Below are 24,248 nucleotides of genomic sequence, written 5' to 3'. Positions count from 1 at the left end.
CACCTCCGGTTGCGGTTGAGGGCCCAGGCGCTCGGCATTCGTCGTGGTGACGGGGCCGCTCCCCGATGGTTTGTGCCCATCCCAGCGCGCCAGTCACGGCCCAGGGAAGACCTTACCGAATCGTGGTCGGGGGCCGTCGCGGTGTCCGGCGGGGTGTCGGGGCCGCCGCCCGTGGGCGGGGGTCCGGTGGCTGTCGGGGGCCGGGGGGTACGGCCGGGTTGGTCAGGCCCGGCCGGTGTGGGGTGGTCAGCCGTTGGCCGGTACGGGTTGTGCCCCGGCCCGGTTGCCGCGCCGGCTCAGCAGCGCGTCCAGGGACCACGGCCCGGCACCGAGTACGGCGATGACCAGGAACGCCCACGCGTAGAGGGCGGAGGTGACGCCGCCGTTCTCGATGGGGAACAGGTTGGTCGGCTGGTGTACGACGAAGTAGGCGTACGCCATCGAACCCGAGCTGAGCACGGCGGCCGGCCGGGTGGCGAACCCGACGAGCACCAGCAGCCCGCAGACGAGCTGGATCAGGCCGGCCCACCAGGCGGGCCAGGCGCCCACCTCGACGGCCTGCCCGGTGCCCCGGGCCCCGCCGAAGAGGCCGAGCACGGTGGCGGCCCCGTGGCAGGCGAAGAGCAGGCCGACCACGGCGCGGAACAGCGACCACACGGGCGCTGCGATGCGGTTTGACGTCATTCGTGACCCTTTCGTGAGGCGGACCGTGAAGAGCAGGATGGCCTGTCCACCTGCCTCCTCCGTGTCCGGGACGTAAATATCTATCGATATATTGCCCGGCCGGCACCGCCCCCCGCACGACCGTCCCATCGGGCACACTTTGCGTGGCGACGCGAGCACGTGTTCATGGGCTGACGCCGGCCCCGGCCTGTGGTGGTGAATGAGGTGGCGAGTGCGCCGGTCAGCGGGGCCGACCAGGACCGGGTCGAACTGCTCAGATCATTTCTCCGGGCCCGCCGGCTGCGGCTCGACCGGCCCGACGCCGGCCTGCTGCCCCGGGTCGGCGGCCGGCCGGGGCTGAGCCAGGACGACCTCGCCGAGGCGACCGGCTACTCCGCCCGCATCATCAGCCAGCTCGAGCAGGGCCGGCTGCGCTCGCCGTCGGCGCAGCTTCTCCAGGCCGTCGCCACCGCGCTGCGGCTCGACCCGGACGAGCGGCACGTCCTGTGGATGCTGGCGACCCGCTCGGCCCCGCCCGCCCAGCGCTACGCCACCGCCGCCGATCCCGTGCTGACCCGGCTCGCCGACCAGCTCAATCCCCATCCGGCGCTGGTGACCGACGTGGCGTGGCGGGTGCTCGCCGCGAACCGCGCGGTCGCGCGGTGGCTCGTCGACTTCGACCGCCTCGAGCCGGACCGGCGCAACTTCGCCCGGTGGTTGTTCTGCGACCCGCACGCCCGGCACGCGATGGTCGACTGGGAGTGCGACTTCGCCGCCGACCTTCTCGACGACCTGCGGGCCGCGTGGGCCCGCTGGCCGGACGATCCGGCGCTGCGGTCGCTGGTCTCCGGCCTGCGCGCGCAGAGCCCGCTCGTCGACCGGGCCTGGCGGGACGGGGCCGGGATCCACCCCCGGCGGCCGGGCCGTACCCGCGCCCTGCGCCGCCCCGGGCACACCGATCCGGCCCGGGCCGGCGACGCCGGACACCACGTACGGGTCGAGATGACGACGCTCGCCCCCGGCCGCCCGGACGACGAGCGGCGGCTGCTCGTGTTCCTGCTGCCCGAGGGTGAGGAGCCCGCCGGCCCGCTCTCCCGCGACGCCTGCTCCGCGTGCGGGCCGTCCGGGGGTGGGCGATGACGCTTTCCGAGGTCGGGCCGCCGGCCGTCGATCCCCGGCTGGGGCACTGGCTGCGCCGGCTCCGCCGGACCACCGACCGGGCCGGGCTGGGCCTGCCGCCCGGTCCACGGTCGAGGGGAAACTGGCTGACCCAGGTGGAGGTGGCCCGGCTCGCCGGCTGCACCCCGCGCGCCTACCAGCTCGTCGAACAGGGCGTACGGGTGCCCGGGCCGCGGCTGGCCGAGGGGATCGTACGGGCGCTGCGACTCGATCCCCAGCAGCAGGCCTACCTCAACAGCCTGCTCAACCCGGTCACCGATCCGCCGACGCTGCTCGACCGGGCGGTGCTGCAACGGCTGGTCGACGCGAGCGCGGCGCCCGCCATGGTCTTCGACCGGTACTGGACGGTGGTGGTCGTCAACGCGGCGATGGCGCCGGTGTCGCCCTACGTCGTACCCGGGGCCAACCTGGGCGCGTGGCTGTTCAGCCGGGTGGGCCGGTCGATCGTCGGCTGGGAGCGGGAGACCGAGGAGTTCGTCGCCCGCTACCGGCTGGCGCAGGCGGCGTATCCGGCCGCCGGGCTGACCGACCCGGTGATGGAGCGGCTGTGCCGGGTCAGCGAGCGGGCCCGGCTGCTGTGGGCCGGCGCCGGCGTCGCCGCCGACCCGGTCGGCAAGCGGTGGCAGGTGCGTACGCCCTCGGGGCAGTTGCGGACCTACGAGGTGACCGTGGCGCAGTTGGCGTCGTACGCCCCGGGGCTGCGGCTCGCGTTCTGCCTGCCGGTGTCCGGCCCGGCCTGAACCGCGACCACGCCGACGGCGCCGTACGCGAAATGCTGTTTCTACCAGTGGTTGGTGCTGGCTCCAATGGATCGTCGCATCGGACACTTTGGGTCGCCGTGGGAGCACTTGCAGTGAGACGTTCGTCTTGCGGTGTCCTGTGGTGCAAAACCCCTTTGCTGCGGGCGACGGTCGTACGTCAGGCGACCGGCCGCCCGTTTGCGTCCCCCGGGTGTCTCGTCACGCGGTGGGACGCCCCGTGCAGACCCGCCGAGGTCGGCGCCGGTTCGGCGTCCGGCGGGGTCCCGCGAGAGCGCACGCCGCAGCACGCCCCGCAGGGGGCGTGACGGGGGGCGGCGGGCGCGTACCGGCGGGCGAGCGGGGTGGCCGGCACGCCGTGGCGGACGCCGGCCGCCCGCCCGCGCGGCCGTGGGAGCACGACGCTCGCGCTGGGCGCCCGACGCACGGGGCGCCCAGCGTGGGCGGGGCGTCGTCGGCCGTACGATCCGATCTTCCCGCTGATCCGTACGTCAGGCTTTGCCGAACCGGTTCGTGTTCTTGACGACAAGATTTGTCGGTGGGACGGTGGTGCCATGTTCGACGTCGCAGTGATCGCCGACCCGGCCGCCGCCGAGGTGTCGTTGGACCCGGTCCGGGCCCGCCTGCTGGCCGCGCTGGCCGAGCCCGGCTCGGCCAGCAGCCTGGCGCCGCACGTCGGGCTTACCCGGCAGAAGGTCAACTACCATCTGCGGGCGCTGGAGCGGCACGGCCTGATCGAGCTGGTCGAGGAACGCCGCAAGGGCAACTGCACCGAGCGGGTGATGCGGGCGACCGCCGCGTCCTACGTGATCTCGCCGACCGCGCTGGCGGCCGTCGCGCCCGATCCCGGCCGGGCCCCCGACCGGCTCTCCGCGCAGTGGATGCTCGCCCTCGCCGCCCGGCTGGTGCGCGAGGTCGGCGAACTGATCACCGGAGCCGCCGCGGCGAAGAAGCGGCTGGCGACCTTCGCCATCGACAGCGAGGTCCGGTTCGCCTCGGCCGCCGACCGGGCCGCCTTCGCCGAGGAGTTGACCGGGGCCGTCACCCACCTGCTCGCCAAATACCACGCGCGCGACGCCGAGGGCGGGCGCGAGCACCGCCTCGTCCTCGCCCTGCACCCCAGCCTCCGGCCGGCCGTGCCGGACGGCGTCGACACCCGCGCCGGCGAGGAGAGCTAGGAAAGGCGCGCGGTCAGGAGGTCAGCAGCGCGACGCCGTACGCGGCCAGGGCCGGCCGGACCGGCAGGAAGTAGCTGGTCCCGGCGGCCGGGCAGGTGCCCGACCCGCCGACGTGGACGCCCTGCGCCTGCCCGCTCGCCGTCAGGTAGGGCGTGCCGACCTCGCCCGCCTCGGCGCAGATGTTCGCCCGGGTCAGCCCGGGGACGGCGCCGCCGGGGAAGTTGACCGTCTGGTTGAGTCCGGTGACCGGGCCGCACCGCCAGCCGGAGGTCGGCCCGGAGCGGCAGACGAGCGCGCCGACCGGTGCGGGGTTCGCGCCCTTCACCGCGACGGCCCCGCCGGCCACCCGTACCTGGCCGACCGGCACCCAGCCCGGGTTCAGGTCGACGAGGACGTAGCCGACCTGCGGGTAGGCTGAGGCGACGATCTGGCCGACGGCCACCCCGCCGGTGGTGGTGATGGTCGTGCCGGCCGGCCCGCAGACGCTGCTGGCCAGGAAACCGTCGGGCACGGTGAAGCCGACGACGCAGCGGCCGCCCGCGCCGATCAGCGTGTCGCCGCCGCGGATCTGGCCGCTCAGCGTGGTCGGTGGTGCCGCCCCGGCGGTGGCCGCCGACGCGGCGGTCGCCGGCGGAACGGCGGCCGACAGGCCGGCGGCGAGCAGGGCGGCGGCGAGGATGCGCGGGAGTCGGCGGGCCATGCCAACCAGGCTAAGCGACGATCCTCGATGTCTCCACCCGGCGGGTCAGGTTCGGGGCCGGTGCCGTGGCGTCCAGCGGTGGAGGGCCGCGGCACCGGCGAAGCCGACCAGGCCCATCCCGGCGATCCCCGCGCCGAGCGCGCCGAGCGTACCGAGCACGCCGACCAGCAGCGGCCCGGCGCTGCCGCCGAGGTCGTTGCAGAGCCGCCATGCGCCGAGGAAGGTGGCGCGGTGCTCCGCCGGTGCGATGTCGGCGCCGATCGTCATCATCACCCCGCTGCCGATGCCGTTGCCGAGACCCATCAGCAACGCCACCACGGTCAGCGTCGGCACCGTCGAGGTCAGCGGCAACGCCAGATGGGTGACGCCGAGGACGAGCATCGACGGCACGCCGATCCAGCGCCGCCCGTACGTGTCCATCACCTTGCCGGCCGGGTAGAACAGCAGCATGTCCATCGCCGCGGCCGCGCCGTAGATCAGGCTCGCCGTCGTCGGATCCAGACCGAGGTGGTCGGCCCACAGCGGCAACGCCACCTGGCGGGCCCCACGGACCGCGCCGACCAGGACCGCCGCCACGCCCAGGGTGCGCAGCAGCGGCAGGCTGGTGCGCAGGATCGCCAGCAGTCCGGCGTCCGGCGGGCCGCCGGGCACCCGCCCGGTGCCGACGTCGGGCAGCGTCAGCACCGCCGCGCCGGCGGCGGCGACCGCGACGACGAACACCCAGTACGCCCCGTCGGTGCCGGTCCACCCCATCACCGCGGCCCCGACGAACGGGCCGAGGAAGTAGCCGATCCGGTTGGCCCCGCCGAGGGTCGACATGGCCCGGGCCCGCGCCACGTACGGCACCGTCTCGGACAGGTAGGTCTGCCGGGCCAGCCCCCACACCGAACCCGCCACGCCGATCACGACGACCCCGGCGGTCAACACCCACAGCGCCGGCGCCAGCGCGCAGGCCAGCGCACCGGCCACCGACACCACCGCGGCCCAGATCATCGCCGACCGCTCACCGATCCGGGTGATGATCCGCCCGGACGGCAGGTTGCCGACCACCTGGCTGACCCCGAGCAGCGCGGCGACCAGCCCGGCGACACCGATCGACGCGCCCAGGTCGCGGGCGCTGAACACGATCACCGGGGTGATCGCGCCGACCCCGACCCCGTACAGCGCGGTGGGCAGCAGGACCGGCAGCGCGATCGTGCGCAGGATGGAGCTGATCTCTGACGACACGGCTCCCGGTTATACCCGCTGCGGCGCGGGCGCGCGCATCGCTGTGGCGAACGCCCCGATCGCCGCCGCGGTCGCGGCCAGCCCGGCGGCCAGCACGAACACCCAGCCGTACCCGATCAGCGCGACCGCGCCGGTGACGAGGCCGGCGACCCCGAGCCCCAGGTCCCAGAACGAGGTGTACGCGCCGAGCGCCGTACCCCGGTCCCGCTCCGCCGACCGGCGGATCACCAGCAGCGCGAGCGCCGGATAGAGCAGCGTGAACCCGCCGCCCATGACCAGCGCGCCGACCGCGGCGACCCAGAACGTCGGGGCGAGGGCGATCAGCAGCAGGCCGGCCGCCTCGGCGAGCCCGCAGAAGACGACGACGGGGCGCGGCCCGACCCGGTCCGGCAGCCGGCCGAAGACCAGCCGGACCAGCACGTACGCGGCGCCGAAGAGGCTGAGCAGCACCGCGCCGTGGCCGATGCCCCGGTCGGCCAGGTGCAGGGCGACGAAGCCGGTGAGCGCGGCGTACCCGAACGCCGACAGGGCCAGTGCGGTCCCGGGCAGGACGACCGGCCGGGGGAGCAGCCGGGCCGGCCCGGCCTCGCCGGGCACCGTACCGGGCAGGGCGGCGACGACCGCGACGGCGGCCAGCGGCGCCAGCGCGGCCAGGGTCCACACCGCCGGGTAGCCGACCCCGGTACGCAGCAGGTGCCCGACCATCGGGCCGAGGGTCCAGCCGCCCCACATCGCCAGCCCGTAGTAGCCGACGATCTCGGCGCGGCGGTGCGCCGGGGCGAGCGCTACCACCCACACCGAGCCGGCGGTGAAGACGACCGCCTCGGCCAGCCCCATCAGCACCCGGGTGGCCAGCAGCCCGGGCAGTCCGGCCGGCACCGCGTAGGCGGCGCCGACCAGGGCGGCGAGGACGCAGCCGGCGACCATCACCGGACGGCTGCCGTGGCGCTGGGCCAGCCGGCCGGCGTACGGGCGGCCGAGCAGCGCGGCGATGCCGGACAGCGCGAACGCCAGCCCGACGGTGAACTGCGAGCCGGCGAGCCGGTCGAGCACCAGCGGCGGGAGCACCGGCACCACGGCGCCGAACGCGACGAAGACGATCAGCAGGGTGACCAGCAGCCCGCCGACGACGACGCCCCAGCGCGGCCCGGTGGTCGGTACGGCGGTCACCCGATTCCCCGGGTCGCGCCGCCGTCGACCAGCAGGCAGGTGCCGGTGACGAAAGCGGCCGGCCGCCCGGCGAGGAAGGCGACGACGGCGCCGAAGTCGGCGGCGTCGCCGACCCGGCCGAGCGGGATGCCGGCGCCGATGTCGGCGAGCCGGGCGTCGGCGTCGGCGCCGAACTGGCGCCGTAGCCCCGGTGTGTCGTGGTAGCCCGGCGCCAGCACGTTGACGGTGATCCCGCCGGGGCCGAGCGAGGTGACCAGCGAGCGGGCGAAGCCGAGCAGGCCGGGCCGTACGGTGCTGGACAGGCCGTAGTGCGGGATCGGCTGGCGGACGGTCTCCGAGGCGACCAGCAGGATCCGGCCCCAGCCGGCGGCCCGCAGGTGCGGCAGGGCGGCCAGGGCGAGCCCGATGTGCGGCAGCAGCGCCGTCTCCACCGCGGTGCGGTAGCCGTCGAGACCGAACGCGTCGACGGGGCCGGGCGGTGGGCCGCCGCCGTTGCTGACCACGATGTGCACCGCGCCGAAGTCGCGGGCGGTGGCCGCAACCCAGCCGGCGACGGCGGCCTCGTCGCCGATGTCGACGGCGTACGCGCCGACCTTGCCGGCCCCGGCGGCGGTCAGTTCCGCCGCGGTGGCGGCCAGCCGGTCGGGGTCGCGGGCGCAGATCGACAGGGCGCAGCCCTCGGCGGCCAGGGCGTGGGCGGCGGCCCGGCCGAGCCCGCTGGTGGCGCCGGCGACCAGCGCGACCCGGCCGGCTATTCCGAGATCCATGGGTGGCCTCCCTGGCGGCGGAAGGGGTAGCCGTACCGGCTCAGCACCGGACTGGCGATCAGGGTGGCGAGCAGCCCCGGCCCGGCCGGCAGCCGCGCCTTCCAGCCGTCGTCGGGCCGGATCCGCACCGGCCCGTGCACCAGCCGGTCGGGGTTGCCGGTGACGGTGTGGTTGACGCCGAGCACCGCCTCGCCGTCGGCGGTCACCGGCGGCGGGTCGGGCAGCCCGGCCAGGGCCAGCACCCGGGCCAGCGCGGCCCGCGGGTCGCGGGTGAAGTCCTCGTAGCGCAGCCGCAGGTAGCGGTCGGGGGCGGCCCGGCCGATCCGGTCGGAGGCGACGTTCGCGGCGGTCCAGTAGCCGGTGCTGCGGGTGACGCCCATCGCCGGAATGTACGCCTTGGGCCGCCGCCAGGAGTGTGCGCTGGCCCGCGGGTCGCGGATCAGGTGCAGGATCCGCAGGTCGAGGTCCTCGCGGCGGAGCAGGGCGGCGGCCTCGGCCGGGTATTTCGAGCCGTCGACGACGAGCCGGGCGCCGGTCTGGGCGGTGATCGCCCGGTAGCAGCCCACCATCCGGTCGAGGGCGGCGGTCACCGCCGGCGCGCCGTCGGCCGGCGCGGTCCGGTGCGCGACCGACTCGCGCAGCCGGGCGCCGGTGTGCCGGGTACGCAGGTAGCCGCGCTGGACGTCGAGCATCCGGCGGGCGACCCGCGCCGGATCGGGGGTGGCGACGGTGGCCAGCACCTTGCTCCACAGTGGGCAGTCGGCGACCTGTTCCCCGCAGCCGCAGGAGGTGTTGGTGCCCTGCCGCAGCACGCCGTTGCGCCACAGGTAGTGCAGCTCGCCGACGTGCACCACACCGGTGAGCTCGCCGAGCAGGTTGCCGAGCACGGTCGAACCGCTGCGGCACCAGCCGGTGACGTACAGGACCCGGGGCGGCCCGGCCGCCGTCACTGCCGCTCCAGCAGCAGGAAGTGCTGTGGCAGGTGCACGGCCAGCCCGACCGGCAGCGCGGCGGTCACCAGGTCGGCGCCGTCCGGCCCGGCGCCGGGCCGCAGCGACAGCGTCGACACGCCCGGCTCGACCAGGGTCACGGCGGCCCGGAAGTCGCCGAACAGCATCAGGTCGGGCGCGATCATCCGGGTGCGGCTGACCCGTACGCCGGCCTCGGCGAGGCGGCCGAGCAGCCCGTCGTGGACCAGCTCCCAGTAGCGGTCGGGGTGCACCACGATCCCGTCGCAGGAGCCGCCCATCTCCTCCACCCGCGCGGCGGCCCGGACCACCTCGGCACCCAGCGGTCCGGGCGCCGCCCGGCGGCGCAGCCCCGGCAGGTGGAGCAGGCCGGTGATCGCGCCGTCGGCGCTGCCGTGCAGGAAGACCTCGTTCTCCACCGTGCACAACCGCACCACGACCCGGTGGTCGACGAAGGCGGCGAGCAGGGCGGGATCGTCGGTCAGGCCGGCCGGCAGCGGCACAGCGGCGGCGAGTTCGGTCAGCTTCGTCTGCGCCAGCCGCGGGCGGAACCGGGCCTCCGGGGTGGCGCCGTAGCGGTCCCCGGACGACTGCGGGCCGTCCGGGGCCGGGGGTTCGGCGACGAACCGTACGGTCTCGTCGACGACGGTCGCGGTCTTCAGCAGGTGCCGTACGGTGTAGCGCGGCCGGTGCGCGGCCAGCGGGAACGTGGTCGGCAGCGACACCGCGAGCCGGACGGTGACCGGCCCGCCCCGGTCGGCGGCGACGGCGCGGGCGAGCTCCTCACCGGGGCCGCGGTGGGTCAGGTTCGGGTCGGCGAGCAGATAGCGCATCGTGGTCCCCGTTCAGCCGGGCGGGAGGGCGGGCAGCACCCGGGTCACCGCCGCGACGAGCTGGTCGCAGTCGTCGGCGGTGAGGTTGGCCGACAGCGGGATGTCGATGGCCTCGTCGAGGTGCCGGGCGGTCCTGGGCCAGCGGGCCCGGGCGGCGGCCGGGTCGGGGCCGACCAGGAACCGCCAGTTCCAGAAGACCCGTACGTTGGTGTCGCCCGGGTCGGCCAGGGCGCGGGCGTCGATCCCCTCGGCGCGGATCGCGGCGGCGAACCACGCGGACTGGGCCGCGGTGGCGCCCGGCAGCCGGAAGACCAGCGCCTCGCCGAGGTAGGCGCCCGGGGCCACCGGCCGGCGCAGCGCCACCCCGGGCAGGTCGGCCAGGCCGGCGGCCACGTGGGCGTAGTTGCGGTGGTGGGCGGTGAGCTTGGCGGGCAGCCCGGTGAGCAGCGCGCCGGCCAGGGCGGCCCGGATCTCGTCCATCCGTACGCCGAAGATGGGGTGGGCCAGGTCGTCGACGGGCGGGCGGTCGCCGCCGAAGTGCCGGGCCAGCCGCCCCTCGTACGCCCCGCTGAACACCACCGCGCGGGCGTAGAGTTCCGGGTCGTCGGTGAGCAGGAAGCCGCCCTCGCCGGTGTTGAGGGCCTTGTCGGACTGGGTGGAGAAGGCACCGGCCCGGCCGAACGTCCCCAGTGGACGGCCGTCGAGCGCGGCGCCGAGCGCGGGCACCGCGTCCTCGATCACGGGTACGCCGTATTCGGCGGCCAGGGCGCAGATGGCGGGCATGTCGCCGGCGAAGCCGCGCATGTGCACCACGACGATGGCGGCGACCCCCTCGGCGAGCGCCCGGCGCAGGTCATCGAGGTCGAGGTGCAGGTCCTCGTCGCACTCCACGACGACCGGCCGGTGGCCGGCGAGCAGGATCGCGCTGGGCGTGGCGGCGAAGGTGAACGCCGGGCAGGCGACGGGGGAGCCGGCCGGCAGGCCCAGGCCGAGCAGGCCCAGCGCGATCGCCGTGGTGCCGCTGGCGCAGGCCAGTGCGTGCCGTACGCCGAAGTAGTCGCACAGGCCCTGTTCGAACCGTCCGGTGTGGGTCTCGGCGTGCGGGCGGGTGTCGTAGCGGAAGTAGCGCCGCTCGCGGATGGCGCCGATGGCCGCCTGCTCGTCGGCCTCGCTGATCCAGACGTCGCCCTTGTCGTACGTCGGCCAGGGGCGGGTCCGGATGGGGGTGCCGCCGAGGACGGCCGGTGGGCCGGGCGGACCGATGGTCGGGGGACTGGTGGCGCTGTCGCCGTGGGTCAACATCGGAACCTTCTCCTGGTCAGAGTCGGGCCCTGCTCCGCGTGGTGGGCGGGATACGCTCGGCGACGTTACGCGGGGTCGTTAACAATTGCCAGTCCGCAAGTTTCCTGTTGATTGCAGATCTTGCATTGATGCTGGTCGTTGCAGGCAATCTTTTTTGCGAAAGTCCTTGATCGCGGTCAGCTCTTGCTTGATCACGCTGTGTTGGTCAGGATGGGCGGGCGGTCCACTGGCGACACCCCCACCGCCGCGAGGTGGCACCGCCGACGCTCCACGTCAGGAGGCGACCCCCGATGACGACCCCCCTGCCCGACCACAGCCCGCCGGCCTACCGGGCGGCCGGCTGGTGGCGCGACCGGACCATCCTCGACGACCTGCGCGACGGCGCCCGCCGCCACCCCGACAAGCCGGCCGTCGTCTGCTACCACGCCGACGGGGCACCCACCGAGACCGTCACCTACGCCGAACTGCTCGCCCACACCGGCCGGTTCGCCGCCGCACTGCGCGACCTCGGCGTCGGCCCCGGCGACGTCGTCACCCTCCAGATGCCCAACTCCTGGCAGTTCGTCGCCCTGTGCCTGGCCACCTTCCGGCTCGGCGCGGTCGTCAACCCGGTCATCCCGATCATGCGGCGCCGCGAGGTCGAGCACATGGTCGGCCTCACCGGCAGCCCCGTCTACGTCGCTCCCGCCCGGCTGCGCGACTTCTCGTACGCCGACCTGGCCGCCGAGGTGGCCCGGGCCGTACCGGGCCTGCGCCACCGGGTGCTGCTCGACGCCCCCGCCACCCCGCCCGGGACCGGCGGCGACCCCGCGGTGGTCGACTTCGCCGCCGCCTTCCTGCGCGCCGACCTGCCGGCCGACGCCGACCACCCGGAGGCTCTCCCGGACGACCTCGCCCAGATCATGTTCACCTCCGGCACCACCGGCGAGCCCAAGGGCGTGATGCACACCCACAACACGCTGCACGCCCTGGTCCGCACCGAATACGAGGCACTCGGCCTGACCGGCGACGACGTGATCGCGATGGGCTCGCCCCTGACCCACCAGGCCGGATTCGCCTACTGCTTCCTCATGCCGCTCACCCTTGGCGCCACCGCCGTGCAACTCGACGCCTGGCGGCCAGACCTGATGCTGCGGGTGATCGAGGAGCGGCGGGTCACCTTCTCGATGGGCGCGCCGACCTTCCTGGTCGACCTGATCGACGCCCAGCGCCGCGCGCCGCGCGACCTTTCGTCGCTGCGCAGTTTCGCCTGCGGCAGCGCCCCGATCGCCCCGGTCGTCGCCGAACGGGCCGCGGAGGTGCTCGGCACCCGGGTCTACGCGCTGTGGGGGATGACCGAGAACGGCACGGTCACCATCACCCGGCCCGCCGACCCGCCCGACCTGGCCACCCGCAGCGACGGCTCGCCGCCGCCGTGGATGGAGGTCCGCATCGCCGACGACGCCGGCGACCCGGTGCCCGCCGGGCAGACCGGCCGGTTGCTCGTCCGCGGCGCCAACCAGTGCCTGGGCTACTACCGGCGCCCCGAACTGTACGAGTCGTGTGTGGACGCCGACGGGTGGTTCGACACCGGCGACCTGGCCCGCGACGACGGCCACGGCGGCATCCGCATCGCCGGCCGGGTCAAGGACGTCATCTCCCGCGGCGGCGAGAAGATCCCGGTGGTCGAGGTCGAGGCGGCCCTGCTGCGCCACCCGGCCGTACGCGACGTGGCCCTGATCGGCTATCCCGACGAGCGGCTCGGCGAACGCGCCTGCGCGGTCCTGGTCGCCGACGCGCCGCTGACCGTGGCCGACCTCCAGGCACACCTCGGCGCGCTGGACATGGCCCGGCAGTACTGGCCGGAACGGGTCGAGGTCGTCGACGCCCTGCCGCGCACCCCGTCCGGCAAAATCCAGAAGTTCATCCTCAGTGGACGGTACGCGGCCGGCCCGGCCCGGGCCGACGGCGCCCCGGACGGACCGGCGGTGGCCGCGTGAACTTCGACCTCACCCCCGAGCAGGAAGAGTTGCGCGCCCGGATCCGGGCCTTCGCCGCCACCCACGTCGCACCCGACTACCAGGCCGCCGACGCCCGCGGCGCCCCCCGCCCCGGCCTCTACGCCGACCTGGCCGGCGCCGGCCTGCTCGGGCTGCGGATCGCCACCGGGTACGGCGGGCTCGGCCGCGACGCGGTCAGCACCGGCGTCGCCCTGGAGGAGTTGGCCCGCGCCGACTTCAACGCCTGCTACCCGGCGCTGAACGCCGCCCTCATCGCCGACGTGCTGGCCGCCAACGGCGACCAGGCCCAGCGCGACCGCTGGCTGTCCCCGATCGCCGACGGCTCGGCGATCGTCGCCCTGTGCCTGACCGAACCCGACCACGGCACCGACGCCGCCGCCGTCGAGATGCGCGCCGAACCCGACGGCGACAAGGGCTGGCGGCTGTCCGGCGTCAAGAGCTCCATCATGCTCGGCGGCTACGCCACCCACGGCCTGGTCTTCGCCCGCACCGGCGCGGCCGGCCCGCACGGCATCACCGCCTTCTACGCCAGGCTCGACGACGCCCACGTCGCCCGGCGTACGACAACCGACGTCGGCAACCGCTCGGCCGGCCGGGCCGAACTCACCTTCGACGCCCTGCCGGTCGACGCCGACGACGTCGTGGCCGGCCCCGGCCTCGGCTTCGTGCAGGTGATGCGCGGCTTCGACTACTCCCGCGCCCTGATCAGCCTGATCTGCGTCGGCGCCGCCTCCGCCTCCCTCGACGAGGCGTTCGACCACGCCCGCGAGCGGCACGCCTTCGGCCAGCCGATCGGCCGGTTCCAGGGCCTGTCGTTCCCGCTGGTCGAACACGCCACCTACCTGCACGCCGCCCGGCTGCTGGCGTACGAGGCACTGTGGCGCAAGGACGCCGGGCAGGACCACCGGCTGGCCGCCAACATGGCCAAGTGGTGGGCGCCCCGTGCCGCGTTCGAGGCGGCCCACCAGGCGCTGCTCACCTTCGGCCAGCACGGCTGGGGCGACGAGAGCCCGCTCGGCCAGCGGATGCGCGACGTGATGGGGCTGGAGATCGGCGACGGCACGGCCCAGGTCACCAAGCTCGTGGTCGCCCGCCTGCTGCTCGGCCGCGACAGCGCGCCCTGACCCGCCGACCACACCCGCCGGCCGCTGGCCCGCGCTTGACGTCCGCTATTCATTCAGTGAATAGTGGCCCGCATGTCGACGGCACACGTGCTGCTGGGCCTGCTCGCCGGGGGCCCGCAGCACGGATACGAGCTGAAGCGGTCCCACGACGAACGGCTGCCCCGGGTCAAACCGGTGGCCTACGGCCAGGTCTACGCCACCCTCGGCCGGCTCGAACGTGACGGCCTCGTCGAACCGGCCGGCCAGGACCGCGACGGTGGACCCGACCGCACGTCGTACCGGCTGACCGAGGGCGGCGAGGTCGCGCTGTCCGACTGGCTCGCCACCGTCGAGCGGCCGGCGCCGTTCGTCACCGGCGCCCTGTTCGTCAAGGTCGTCGTCGCGATCCTGGTCTCCGGCGCCGACCGGGCGCGGGCCTACCTGGTCGCCCAGCGCCAGGCGCACGTCGACCGGCTGCGCGAACTCACCGCGCTCAAGACCGATCCCGGGGCGAGCCTCGGCGAGGTCGTCGCCGCCGACTACGCGATCGTCCATCTCGACGCGGACCTGCGCTGGGTGCAGAACACCCTCGACCGCGTCACCGAACTGCACCGGGAGATACGGGGATGACTTTCCTGCGGGCACGAGGAGTGGTCAAGTCGTACGGGCACACACCCGCTCTGCGCGGCGTGAGCGTCGACGTCGACGAGGGTGAGATCGTGGCGGTGACCGGGCCGAGCGGGTGTGGCAAGTCCACGCTGCTGCACTGTCTGGCCGGAATCCTGCGCCCCGACGCCGGCGAGATCCGCTACCGCGACCAGCGCGTCGACGCCCTGCCCGAGGCGACCCGCTCCCGGCTGCGCCGTACCGAGTTCGGCGTGCTCTTCCAGTTCGGTCAGCTCGTCGCCGAACTGACCGCCGCCGAGAACGTGGCCCTGCCACTGCTGTTCGCCGGCACCGGCCGGCGCGAGGCCCGCGTCGCCGCGCTCACCTGGCTCGACCGGCTCGGCGTCGCCGACCTGGCCGACACCCGGCCCGGCGAGATGTCCGGCGGCCAGCAGCAACGGTGCGCGGTCGCCCGTGCCCTGGTCACCGAGCCACGGGTGCTCTTCGCCGACGAACCCACCGGTGCCCTCGACTCGCTCACCGGCGAGCAGGTGCTCATCCAACTGGTCCGGCTCGCCCGCGAGCAGCGCACGACGGTCGTCCTGGTCACCCACGACGTCCAGGTGGCCGGCTACGCCACCCGGGAGGTGACCATGCGCGACGGCGGCATCGACCCGACCGGCCTCGGCCTGGCCACGTCCGTCCGGTACCCGCGATGAGGCCGTCGGTCCTGCTCCGGCTCTCCCTGGCCGGCACCCGTACGGACCTCATGCGGGTCGTGCTCACCGCCGTCAGCATGCTGCTCGCGACGCTCGCCGTACTTGCCGCGCTGAACGTCCTGGCGATCTCGACGCCCCTCGCGGTGGCCGACGAGACCGGTGCGCGGCTGTCGACGCAGTATTCCAACGCGTTGCTGCGCGAGCCCGGGCTACGGGGCGGCACCGCGCTGGCCCTGGTGCTGCTGACCATCCCGATCCTGGCCCTTGCCGGGCAGTGCTTCCGGGTGGGTGCGCCGGCCCGTGAGCGGCGGCTGGCCGGCTTCCGGCTGGCCGGTGCCTCGCCCCGGCAGGCGGTGCTGGTCGCGGTCGCCGAGACCGGGATCGCAGCCCTGCTCGGCACCCTCGCCGGGCTCGGCGTGTTCCTCGCCGGCCACGAACTGCTGCACCGACCGGACAGGCGGGGGCAGCTGCCGCTGCCGACCGACGTGCTGCCCGCCGGGCCCGGGGTCGTCGCCACCGTGGTGGGGCTGCCGTTGCTCGCCGCCCTGGTCACCGCACTGCTGATGCGCCGGGTCGTGGTCGGCCCGCTCGGGGTCGTCCGGCGGTCGGGGCGTACCGGCGCACCCGCGCCCTGGCCCGGCATCCTCATCGCGGTCGGCGCCGCCCCGTTCGTCACCCTGATGCCGCTGAGCCGCTGGCTCGCCGAGCAGGACGTGCCGAACTGGCTGGCACCCCTGGCGCTCTTCCTCGGCGCACTCTTCGCCGCCGCCGGCGTGATTCTCGGGACCGGATGGCTCTCGTACACCGCCGGGCGGCTGCTGCTCCGGATCGGCCGGGGACCGGCGACGCTGCTCGCCGCGCGGCGGCTCGTCGCCGACCCGTGGACCGGCAGCCGTACCCTGGCCGCGCTACTGGCCTGCATGCTCTTCGCCGGCGGCGCGGCCGGCGTGCGGGCCTGGATCACCACCGGCCGCGACGTGCAGGAGGAGGCCAGCCGGGCGGACGCCGCCGCGCAGGGCTACCCGTACGACCCGAGCGGCTCGGACTTCTACTCCCGAACCCTCGACCTGGTCGACCTGGCTGTCGGGGTGGGGGTGGTGATCGCGGCCGGTGGCCTGCTCGTCGCGCTCGCCGAGAGCATCGTGGCCCGGCGCCGCGCCTACGCCATGCTCGTCGCCACCGGTGTGCCCCGCCGGACCCTGGCCGCCTCGATCGTCTGGCAGGTGGCGGCCCCGGCCGTACCGGCGGTCGGGCTCGCGCTGGTCGTCGGCGCGCTGCTGCCCCGCGGGATCGCGACCGAGGTCGGCGTCGTCCGGATGGAGGGCTGTGTCGACGGCGTGTGCGCCCGGTCCGAGGAGTCCGTGCGCGCGATTCCGGTGCTGTGGGACCACCTGCTCGTGTTCGGTGCCGGCGGGGTGGCGACGGTGCTGTTCATGACCGCGGTCGGGCTGCTCTTCCTGCGGGCGAGTACGGCTGTCGAGGAGTTGCGCGTCGGCTGACCCGCCCCGGTTCTCGCTCGGGGGTCCTTCCTCGGCAAACCGCCAGGGAACCCGTGATCATCAGCTGTCCGGCAGCTCGACACGCCGTACCTGTGCCGGCGGAACGACTAACGATCACCACGCACCCCTGGCCCATCGCCGCGAATCGGTGCGGATACGGCAGAGATCGATGTATTGACGTCTCGCAACATGGGCGTAACCTTCTTTGGAGAGCGCTCTCCAAACACATCGCCTCCCATCACACCCCGCAGGAGATCTGATGTCATCCACCCCCATCGCGGCACGCCCGCGGTATCCAGGGCTCAGGCGGCTCGTCGCGCCGCTGGCCGTCACCGCGCTCGTCGCCTCGGCACTCGTCGCCGGCCCGCTCAACTCCGCCGACGCCGCGGCCGCCCTGCTCTCCCACGGGCGCCCGGCCGCATCCTCGTCCAACCAGGGCGCCGGAACCCCCGCCTCGGCGGCGTTCGACGCCGACGTCCACACCCGCTGGTCCAGCGCCGCCGCCGATCCGCAGTGGATCCGCGTCGACCTCGGCACCCGGTCCACGATCACCCGGGTCGAGTTGCAGTGGGAGGCCGCGTACGCGACGGCGTACCAGATCCAGACCTCCGACGACACGTTCACCTGGAGCACGATCTACTCGACCACGACCGGTACCGGCGGCAACCAGACCCTGGACGTCACCGGCACCGGCCGCTACGTACGGCTGCTCGGCACCGCCCGGGGCACCATGCACGGCTACTCCCTGTGGGAGTTCCGGGTCTTCGGTACGACGGGTGGCGCCCCGCCGACCACCCCACCGCCCGGCAACGGGTACGTGCCGGCCAACCCGCCGGTGACCGGCGTGGTGCCGTCGACGCACCGCCCGCCGAACAAGGAGCACCGCGAGTTCCAGGCGAACTGCGCCCCGACCCATCACCTGCCGGACGACCCGATCGTCTTCCCCAACCTGGCGGGTGCCTCGCACTACCACACCTTCATGGGCAGCCCGACGACCAACGCCTACAGCACGCTGGCGTCGCTCCAGGCCGGCGGCACCTCGTGCCGGGTGCCGGCGGACCGGTCCGGCTACTGGATGCCGACCATGTACAACGGCAACCAGCTCATCTCACCCGCCGGCCACCAGGTCATCTACTACAAGTCCGGGGTCATCGACTACACCAGCGTCCGGCCGTTCCCGCCCGGCCTGCGGTACGTCGTCGGCAGCCCGACCGCCACCGCCGCCGACTTCATCGCCGGCTCGGTCGAGGGCTGGGAGTGCGGGGACAGCTACGACAACGCGGACTTCCCGGCGTGGTGCCCGCCCGGCACCCAGCTCAACGTGCGCTACCAGTCGCCGAGCTGCTGGGACGGGCGCTGGCTGGACACCCCTGACCACAAGAGCCACATGGCCTACCCGGTCAACGGGATCTGCCCGACCAGCCACCCGGTTGCCGTGCCGATGATCGAGTTCAAGATGGCGTTCCCGGTCAGCGGGGACATGTCCCAGGTGCGGCTGTCGAGTGGACGCGGCTACTCGTTCCACTACGACTTCTTCAACGCCTGGGAGCCCCCGACCCTGGCCGCCCTGGTCAACCACTGCATCCGCGGCGGCCTCCAGTGCGACGCCCGTGGTTTCGACCTGTACAACCCGCAGGCCGGCGCCGCCCTGAACGAGGACTACGAACTCCCGTAACTCTCTCGATGATCCGCGTGATCAGGGAGTAGGTCCGGCGTGTCGCCGGCGTGCCGGGCCGCAAACTCCCTGATCACGCGGATCTTGCGCGGGGGCGCGCCGGGCGCGCGCGGCGCGCTGCGGGGTGGGTCAGGGAGCGGTGAGCTGGTCCAGGCGGGTGAGGTAGGTGGTGCGGGCCCGGGTCATCTCCCCGGCCAGCGCGACGGTCGCGGCGTCGGCGCCGGACTCCTGCTCGCCGCGCGAGACCCGGGCCGACTGGTCGACGTGTTCGCGCAGGCGGTCGTGGAACAGCCGGTCGAACTCGGCGCCGGTGGCGGCCCGTAGGGCGTCGAGCTGCACGGCGGTCACCATGCCCGGCATGTCATGACCCTCGTGCGGGTTGGTCCCGTCCAGCCCGGCGAGGGTACGCAGGTGCCGCAGCCGGGTCAGCTCGGCCAGGTGGGCGGCGTGGATCTCACCGGCGAGCCGGCGCAGGTCCGGATCGGTGCCCCGGGCGACGGCCAGTTCGAGCAGCGGCAGGGTCCGCTCGTTCATCGGGATCATCAGTTGCACCCAGGCGAGGTCGGTGCCGTTGAAGCTGGTCGAGGGCGTGGCCGCGGCGGGCGGTCCGGGGTCCGCGCCGGGTGCGCCGCCGTTCGTCGTGGCGCAGCCGCCGGCGAGCAGCGCGGCCAGGCAGGCGACCGCGACGACGGGGGGAGTGGTCGACCGGTGCATCACGATCACCTTCTCGGTGCGCTGATGGGAGAGCGCTCTCGCCCGCCAGTCTCCGAGTCTTGGCGACGGGTGTCAATGTCCGGGGCGCGGCCGGCGCCGACCTGGGAGAGCGCGGCCGGAAGGTCGGACACGTATTGACGTGGGCCGTGGTCCGGCGCAACACTCGGGTTCTGTTGGAGAGCGCTCTCCAATCTTGTTCCCGTCCCCGTCCGGCGGATCCCGACCGGATGCCCCTCGTCACGACAGGTAGGAAGACATGAGAACAGGAGCACTCCCCGTACCCAATGCCCGACGCCGCCGCCGACGCTCCGGTGCCGTGCTGGCGGCGGCCCTTGCCGCCGTGCTGGCCGCGGTCGGCGTCGTCGGCTCGGTCACCGCGGCCAGTGCCGCGGATACGTTGTTGTCGTTGGATCGGCCGGCGTTGGCGTCGTCGGTGCAGGGTGTGGATCTGGCGGCGTCGAATGCGTTCGATGGTGATCCGGGTTCGCGGTGGGGTTCGGTGTGGGCTGATCCGCAGTGGGTTCGGGTTGATCTGGGTGGTGTGGCGTCGGTGTCGCGGGTGGTGTTGCGGTGGGAGGGTGCGTTCGCGCGGTCGTTCCAGGTTCAGACGTCGGATGACGGCACCACCTGGACGTCGATCTACTCGACGACGTCGGGTGTGGGTGGTGTGCAGTCGCTTGATGTCAGCGGCACGGGTCGGTATGTGCGGATGTATGGCACGGTGCGGTCGTCGGGGTACGGGTATTCGTTGTACGAGTTCGAGGTGTACGGCACGCTCGGCGGCGGCCCGACCCCGACCCCGACTCCCGGCGCGTGCGGCACGACGAACGCCGCCCAGGGCCGCCCCGCCACCGCCTCGTCCGCCGAGAGCGCCGGCATGGCCGCGTCGGCGGCGGTGGACGGCAACACCGGCACCCGCTGGTCGAGCCAGTTCACCGACCCGCAGTGGCTGCGCGTCGACCTCGGCCAGACCCGCACCATCTGCCAGGTCGTTCTCGCGTGGGAGGGGGCGTACGGCCGGGCCTTCCAGATCCAGACGTCGAATGACGGCAACACCTGGACGAGCATCTATTCCACGACGACCGGTGCCGGCGGTACGCAGACGTTGAACGTGACCGGTTCCGGGCGTTACGTTCGGATGTACGGCACCGCGCGGGGCACCGGATACGGCTATTCACTGTGGGAGTTCAGGGTGTTCACGACAGGCGGTGGCGGTGATCCGGTCGAGCCGACCGACCCGCGCAACCCCAACTTCGGCCCCAACACGTTCGTGTTCGACCCGTCGACGCCGACGTCGACCATCCAGAGCCGGCTCGACACGATCTTCACCGGCCAGGAGACCAACCAGTTCGGGCCGCAGCGCTACGCGGTGCTGTTCAAGCCCGGCAACTACACCGCCGACGTCAACCTCGGCTTCTTCACCCAGGTCGCCGGCCTCGGCTTCTCACCCGACGATGTCAACCTCAACGGCCACGTACGCGTCGAGGCGGACTGGTTCGGCGGCAACGCGACCCAGAACTTCTGGCGGGCCGCCGAGAACCTGTCGGTGACCCTGCCGTCCAATGTGCAGGTCGAGCGGTGGGCGGTGTCGCAGGCGGCGCCGTACCGGCGGATGCACCTGCGCGGCAGCCAGAACCAGATCCAGCTCTGGAACGGCGGCGACGGCTGGTCGAGCGGTGGCCTGATGGCCGACACCAAGATCGACGGCCTGGTGGTCTCCGGCTCGCAGCAGCAGTGGTTCTCCCGCAACAGCGAGTTCGGCGCCTGGACCGGATCGGTCTGGAACATGGTCTTCACCGGGGTCACCGGCGCCCCGCCGCCGCACTTCCCGAACCCCTCGCACACCGTGATCAACCAGACCCCGGTCGTACGGGAGAAGCCGTTCCTCTACGTCGACGGCACCGGTGAGTACCGGGTCTTCGTGCCGGGGCTGCGTACCAACTCGCAGGGCACGAGCTGGTACGGCAAGACCCCGGTCGGTACGTCCATCTCGCTGAGCCAGTTCTTCATCGTCCGGCCCGGCACCGCCGCGGCGACCGTGAACGCGGCCCTGGCCCAGGGGAAGAACCTGCTCTTCACCCCCGGCGTGCACCGGGTCGACCAGACCATCCAGATCAACCGCGCCGACACCGTCGTACTCGGACTCGGCCTGGCCACCCTGCAGCCGCAGGGCGGCGTCGTGCCGATGAAGGTCGCCGACGTCGGCGGGGTCAAGGTGGCCGGCATCATGTTCGAGGCCGACCAGGTCAACTCGCCGATGCTGATGGAGGTCGGGCCGCCCGGCTCGTCCGCCGACAACTCGGCGAACCCGATCTCGCTGCACGACGTCTTCTTCCGGATCGGCGGCCCGGGCGTCGGCCGGGCCACGACCACGCTGACCATCAACAGCGACGACGTGATCGGCGACCACCTGTGGCTGTGGCGGGCCGACCACGGCGCGGGCGTCGGCTGGACCGTCAACACCGCCGACACCGGACTGATCGTCAACGGTGACGACGTCACCATGTACGGCCTCTTCGTCGAGCACTACCAGAAGTACCAGACCATCTGGAACGGCAACCGTGGCCGGACCTACTTCTACCAGAACGAGATGCCGTACGACCCGCCGAACCAGGCGGCCTGGATGAACGGTTCGTCGCGCGGCTACGCCGCGTACAAGGTGGCCGACACCGTCGACACCCACCAGGCGTGGGGCCTCGGCAGCTACTGCGTCTTCACCTCCGACGCGTCCATCGTGGCCGACCGTGCCTTCGAGGTGCCCAACCGGCCCGGCGTCCGCTTCACCAACATGGTGACCGTGTCGCTGGGTGGCGTGGGCACCATCAACCGGATCATCAACGACACCGGCCCGACGGCGAACTCGACGACACCCACGGTCTACCTGACCAACTATCCGTAGCCGTACCCGATCGTCCGCCCGGGACCGTGACGCGGTCCCGGGCGGACACCGTTGATCCGGCCGACATTCTCTGACTAGAGTCAGAGAATGCACGCTGAGTGGATCGAACAGGTCCGGCGCTTCAACCGGACCGTCACCCAACGCGTCGGCGCCCTCGACGACGCCTTTCTCTCCCGCGACCGGCCGCTCGGCCAGGCCCGGCTGCTCTGGGAGATCGGCACCGGCGCCAGCGAGGTACGCGACCTGCGCGCCCGCCTCGACCTCGATTCCGGCTACCTCAGCCGGCTGCTGCGCGCACTACAGGCCGACGGGCTGGTCGTCGTCGAGGCGGCCGACGCCGACGGCCGCGTACGCGAGGTCCGGCTCACCGCCGACGGCCGGACCGAACTGGCCGAACTGGACCGGCGCTCCGACGAACTCGCCGCCTCGATACTCCAGCCGCTCAACGAGCACCAGCGCGACCGCCTCGTCACCGCCATGGCCGATGTCGAGCGCCTGCTCACCGCCTCCATGGTCCGCATCGACCCCGTCGACCCCGGCCACCCGGCCGTGCGGCACTGCCTCCAGGCGTTCTTCGCCGAACTCGCCGGCCGCTTCGAGGAGGGCTTCGACCCCGGCGTCAGCCGCACCGCCGACCACACCCAGATCACCCCACCGGCCGGGCTGCTGCTCGTCGCCACCCTGCACGACGAGCCGGTCGGCTGCGGCGCGTTCCGGCTGCGCCTGGGGCCGCCCGGCACCGTGCCGCCCGGGCCCGACGGGTACGCCGAACTGAAGCACATGTGGGTGTCACCCGCCGTACGGGGGCTGGGACTCGGTCGTCGCCTCATCGCCGAACTGGAGGCCCACGCCGCCGCGGCCGGGGTGCGTACGGTCCGGCTCGACACCCACCGTGCCCTGGTGGAGGCGGTCGGCCTCTACAAGGCGGCTGGATACCGCGAGATCGACGCGTACAACGACGAGCCGTACGCCGACCACTGGTTCGAGAAGACCCTCTGAAAGGAGCGGGTGGCATGGACCACCAGGAACTCCAGCGCCGGTTCGCGACCCTGACCACCGCGCACGTCGCCGACGCCTGCATCCGGGCCCAGGTCCCGGTACGGTGCGCGCCGGCCGCCGTGCGGGCCGTCGACCCCGGCAGCCGGGTGGCCGGACGGGTGCTGCCGACCCGGCACGCCGGCAGCGTCGACATCTTCCTCGAGGCGTTCGAGAGCGCCGCGACCGGTGACGTCCTCGTGGTCGACAACGGCGGCCGGCTCGACGAGAGCTGCGTCGGCGACCTGGTGGTGCTGGAGGCCGCGAGCGCCGGCCTGTCCGGCGTCGTCATCTGGGGGCTGCACCGCGACACCGTCGACATCCGGGCGATCGGGCTGCCCGTCTTCAGCGTCGGCACGACCCCGACCGGCCCGCAACGGCTCGACGACCGGCCGTACGACGCCCTGAAGTCCGCGACGGTCGGCGAGTGGACGGTCGACGGTGCCGACCTCGTCCTCGGCGACGACGACGGGGTGCTGTTCGTGCCGGCCAGCAGTGCCGGCGACGTCCTTGCCCTGGCCGAGAAGATCCGGGACACCGAACGCCGCCAGGCCGACCGGATCCGGGCCGGGGTGTCGCTGCGCGAGCAGGTACGGTTCGCCGACTACCTCGCCGACCGCCGGGAGACGCCGACCCGGACGTTCCGCGACCACCTGCGCGCCGTCGGCGGCGCCATCGAGGAATGACGCACCCGGCCGCTATGGTGCCGGGGTGCGCGACGACGAACTGCTCGGCGTGATCCGCGACACCCCCTGGATCGCCGAACTGCTGGCCCGCTTCGACTTCGACACCGGCCGGGTGGAGAACGGTCCACCCGAGCCGGTGCGCCTGCCGAACGGCGCCCCGCTCGAGATGGTCGCCGGTGACGCCTCGGGCGGGGCGCTCCTGCTCGCCGGCACCGGCGATCGGCGGCCGGTGGTCTACGCCGGCTCCGAGGGGCAGGGTGGCCTCGTCGCGGCCGGCCTGCGCGACGCGCTCGCCCTGGTCGTCGGGCTTCCCAGCATCCACGACGCGCTCGGCGTCCCCGTCGGCGAGGACGGCGGCCGGAAGCTGCGGGCCTGGCTGGCGGAGGCCGACGACGAGATCCGCGAGGACCTGCCCGACCTCGACGCCGACCGGGCCCGGTTGCGTGCCGCGCTCGATCTTCCGGAGGCCGACGGCCTGCTCGAGGCGCTGCACGCCGCCGCGGCCGACGAGGCATACCGGCCGGTCAGCGACCGCGGTGATCGTTACGAATCGATGCTCTGACCGGT

At 73.7% G+C, this 24,248-nt stretch carries 22 protein-coding genes and 1 riboswitch; of the genes, 13 read left to right on the top strand and 9 right to left on the bottom strand.

Going from position 1 to position 24,248, the window contains the following annotated elements:
* Nucleotides 1–14 precede the first annotated feature (14 nt).
* Nucleotides 15–107: riboswitch (ZMP/ZTP riboswitch) on the bottom strand.
* Between the two features lie 139 nt (nt 108–246).
* A complete protein-coding gene (locus QCD66_RS19460; RefSeq protein WP_364206400.1) occupies nt 247–684 on the bottom strand; it encodes a DoxX family protein in 438 nt (145 codons plus the stop codon).
* 204 nt (nt 685–888) lie between these two features.
* Here QCD66_RS19460 and QCD66_RS19455 point away from each other — a divergent pair, with 204 nt between their 5' ends.
* The 3 genes from QCD66_RS19455 (at nt 889) to QCD66_RS19445 (ending at nt 3,778) form a co-directional block, all read left to right on the top strand.
* Complete coding sequence (locus tag QCD66_RS19455) at nt 889–1,803, top strand: helix-turn-helix domain-containing protein (protein ID WP_375736944.1); 915 nt, start codon at nt 889–891, stop codon at nt 1,801–1,803.
* The gene (locus QCD66_RS19450; RefSeq protein WP_375736945.1) at nt 1,800–2,582 is read left to right on the top strand and encodes a helix-turn-helix domain-containing protein; all 783 of its coding nucleotides are present in this window, start codon (nt 1,800–1,802) and stop codon (nt 2,580–2,582) included. The genes QCD66_RS19455 and QCD66_RS19450 overlap by 4 nt, the downstream gene beginning before the upstream one ends.
* A gap of 572 nt (nt 2,583–3,154) precedes the next feature.
* The gene (locus QCD66_RS19445) at nt 3,155–3,778 is read left to right on the top strand and encodes an ArsR/SmtB family transcription factor (protein WP_375736610.1); all 624 of its coding nucleotides are present in this window, start codon (nt 3,155–3,157) and stop codon (nt 3,776–3,778) included.
* 13 nt (nt 3,779–3,791) lie between these two features.
* Here the strand turns inward: QCD66_RS19445 and QCD66_RS19440 are convergent, their stop codons facing one another.
* From QCD66_RS19440 to QCD66_RS19410, 7 genes are read right to left on the bottom strand one after another with little or no spacing between them, the layout of a single operon-like run.
* Nucleotides 3,792–4,478, bottom strand: a complete 687-nt coding sequence (locus QCD66_RS19440) for a S1 family peptidase (RefSeq protein ID WP_375736609.1) — start codon at nt 4,476–4,478, stop codon at nt 3,792–3,794.
* Between the two features lie 45 nt (nt 4,479–4,523).
* A complete protein-coding gene (locus tag QCD66_RS19435; protein ID WP_364206389.1) occupies nt 4,524–5,705 on the bottom strand; it encodes an MFS transporter in 1,182 nt (393 codons plus the stop codon).
* Nucleotides 5,706–5,714: 9 nt separating this feature from the next.
* Complete coding sequence (locus tag QCD66_RS19430; protein ID WP_364206387.1) at nt 5,715–6,875, bottom strand: MFS transporter; 1,161 nt, start codon at nt 6,873–6,875, stop codon at nt 5,715–5,717.
* Nucleotides 6,872–7,642 (bottom strand): SDR family oxidoreductase, encoded by a 771-nt coding sequence (locus QCD66_RS19425; protein WP_364206385.1) that lies wholly within the window; start codon nt 7,640–7,642, stop codon nt 6,872–6,874. The genes QCD66_RS19430 and QCD66_RS19425 overlap by 4 nt, the downstream gene beginning before the upstream one ends.
* Nucleotides 7,627–8,592: a sulfotransferase gene (locus QCD66_RS19420; protein WP_364206383.1), complete on the bottom strand. Its 966-nt coding sequence runs from the start codon at nt 8,590–8,592 to the stop codon at nt 7,627–7,629. Before QCD66_RS19420 ends, QCD66_RS19425 begins: the two co-directional genes overlap by 16 nt.
* Nucleotides 8,589–9,443: a family 3 encapsulin nanocompartment shell protein gene (locus tag QCD66_RS19415; RefSeq protein ID WP_375736608.1), complete on the bottom strand. Its 855-nt coding sequence runs from the start codon at nt 9,441–9,443 to the stop codon at nt 8,589–8,591. Before QCD66_RS19415 ends, QCD66_RS19420 begins: the two co-directional genes overlap by 4 nt.
* A 12-nt stretch (nt 9,444–9,455) precedes the next feature.
* Complete coding sequence (locus QCD66_RS19410; RefSeq protein ID WP_364206379.1) at nt 9,456–10,745, bottom strand: aminotransferase class I/II-fold pyridoxal phosphate-dependent enzyme; 1,290 nt, start codon at nt 10,743–10,745, stop codon at nt 9,456–9,458.
* Nucleotides 10,746–11,035: 290 nt separating this feature from the next.
* Here QCD66_RS19410 and QCD66_RS19405 point away from each other — a divergent pair, with 290 nt between their 5' ends.
* The 6 genes from QCD66_RS19405 to QCD66_RS19380 all read left to right on the top strand — a co-directional run bounded on the left by QCD66_RS19405 (nt 11,036) and on the right by QCD66_RS19380 (nt 18,347).
* A complete protein-coding gene (locus tag QCD66_RS19405; protein ID WP_364206377.1) occupies nt 11,036–12,724 on the top strand; it encodes an AMP-binding protein in 1,689 nt (562 codons plus the stop codon).
* Complete coding sequence (locus tag QCD66_RS19400) at nt 12,721–13,869, top strand: acyl-CoA dehydrogenase family protein (RefSeq protein WP_375736607.1); 1,149 nt, start codon at nt 12,721–12,723, stop codon at nt 13,867–13,869. The genes QCD66_RS19405 and QCD66_RS19400 overlap by 4 nt, the downstream gene beginning before the upstream one ends.
* Before the next feature lie 72 nt (nt 13,870–13,941).
* On the top strand, nt 13,942–14,478 hold the full coding sequence (locus tag QCD66_RS19395) for a PadR family transcriptional regulator (RefSeq protein ID WP_375736606.1): 537 nt from the start codon (nt 13,942–13,944) through the stop codon (nt 14,476–14,478).
* Complete coding sequence (locus tag QCD66_RS19390; RefSeq protein ID WP_364206373.1) at nt 14,475–15,173, top strand: ABC transporter ATP-binding protein; 699 nt, start codon at nt 14,475–14,477, stop codon at nt 15,171–15,173. The genes QCD66_RS19395 and QCD66_RS19390 overlap by 4 nt, the downstream gene beginning before the upstream one ends.
* The gene (locus QCD66_RS19385) at nt 15,170–16,672 is read left to right on the top strand and encodes an FtsX-like permease family protein (protein ID WP_364206371.1); all 1,503 of its coding nucleotides are present in this window, start codon (nt 15,170–15,172) and stop codon (nt 16,670–16,672) included. The genes QCD66_RS19390 and QCD66_RS19385 overlap by 4 nt, the downstream gene beginning before the upstream one ends.
* A gap of 259 nt (nt 16,673–16,931) precedes the next feature.
* The gene (locus QCD66_RS19380; RefSeq protein WP_375736605.1) at nt 16,932–18,347 is read left to right on the top strand and encodes a DUF1996 domain-containing protein; all 1,416 of its coding nucleotides are present in this window, start codon (nt 16,932–16,934) and stop codon (nt 18,345–18,347) included.
* Nucleotides 18,348–18,476: 129 nt separating this feature from the next.
* Here the strand turns inward: QCD66_RS19380 and QCD66_RS19375 are convergent, their stop codons facing one another.
* Nucleotides 18,477–19,061: a DUF305 domain-containing protein gene (locus QCD66_RS19375; protein ID WP_364206367.1), complete on the bottom strand. Its 585-nt coding sequence runs from the start codon at nt 19,059–19,061 to the stop codon at nt 18,477–18,479.
* A gap of 256 nt (nt 19,062–19,317) precedes the next feature.
* Between QCD66_RS19375 and QCD66_RS19370 the strand changes: the two genes are divergently transcribed.
* The 4 genes from QCD66_RS19370 (at nt 19,318) to QCD66_RS19355 (ending at nt 24,243) form a co-directional block, all read left to right on the top strand.
* The gene (locus QCD66_RS19370; protein WP_407566713.1) at nt 19,318–21,960 is read left to right on the top strand and encodes a discoidin domain-containing protein; all 2,643 of its coding nucleotides are present in this window, start codon (nt 19,318–19,320) and stop codon (nt 21,958–21,960) included.
* Nucleotides 21,961–22,047: 87 nt separating this feature from the next.
* On the top strand, nt 22,048–22,959 hold the full coding sequence (locus tag QCD66_RS19365) for a GNAT family N-acetyltransferase (protein WP_375735368.1): 912 nt from the start codon (nt 22,048–22,050) through the stop codon (nt 22,957–22,959).
* Nucleotides 22,960–22,973: 14 nt separating this feature from the next.
* The gene (locus QCD66_RS19360) at nt 22,974–23,681 is read left to right on the top strand and encodes an RraA family protein (protein ID WP_375735369.1); all 708 of its coding nucleotides are present in this window, start codon (nt 22,974–22,976) and stop codon (nt 23,679–23,681) included.
* Nucleotides 23,682–23,706: 25 nt separating this feature from the next.
* The gene (locus tag QCD66_RS19355) at nt 23,707–24,243 is read left to right on the top strand and encodes a hypothetical protein (RefSeq protein ID WP_375735370.1); all 537 of its coding nucleotides are present in this window, start codon (nt 23,707–23,709) and stop codon (nt 24,241–24,243) included.
* Nucleotides 24,244–24,248 lie beyond the last annotated feature (5 nt).

It is taken from the genome of Polymorphospora sp. A560 (assembly GCF_045781765.1).
In the GTDB taxonomy this organism is placed as follows: domain Bacteria; phylum Actinomycetota; class Actinomycetes; order Mycobacteriales; family Micromonosporaceae; genus Polymorphospora; species Polymorphospora lycopeni.
Note: the sequence above shows the minus strand (reverse complement) of the source record. Positions and strands in the feature narration are given on the sequence as shown.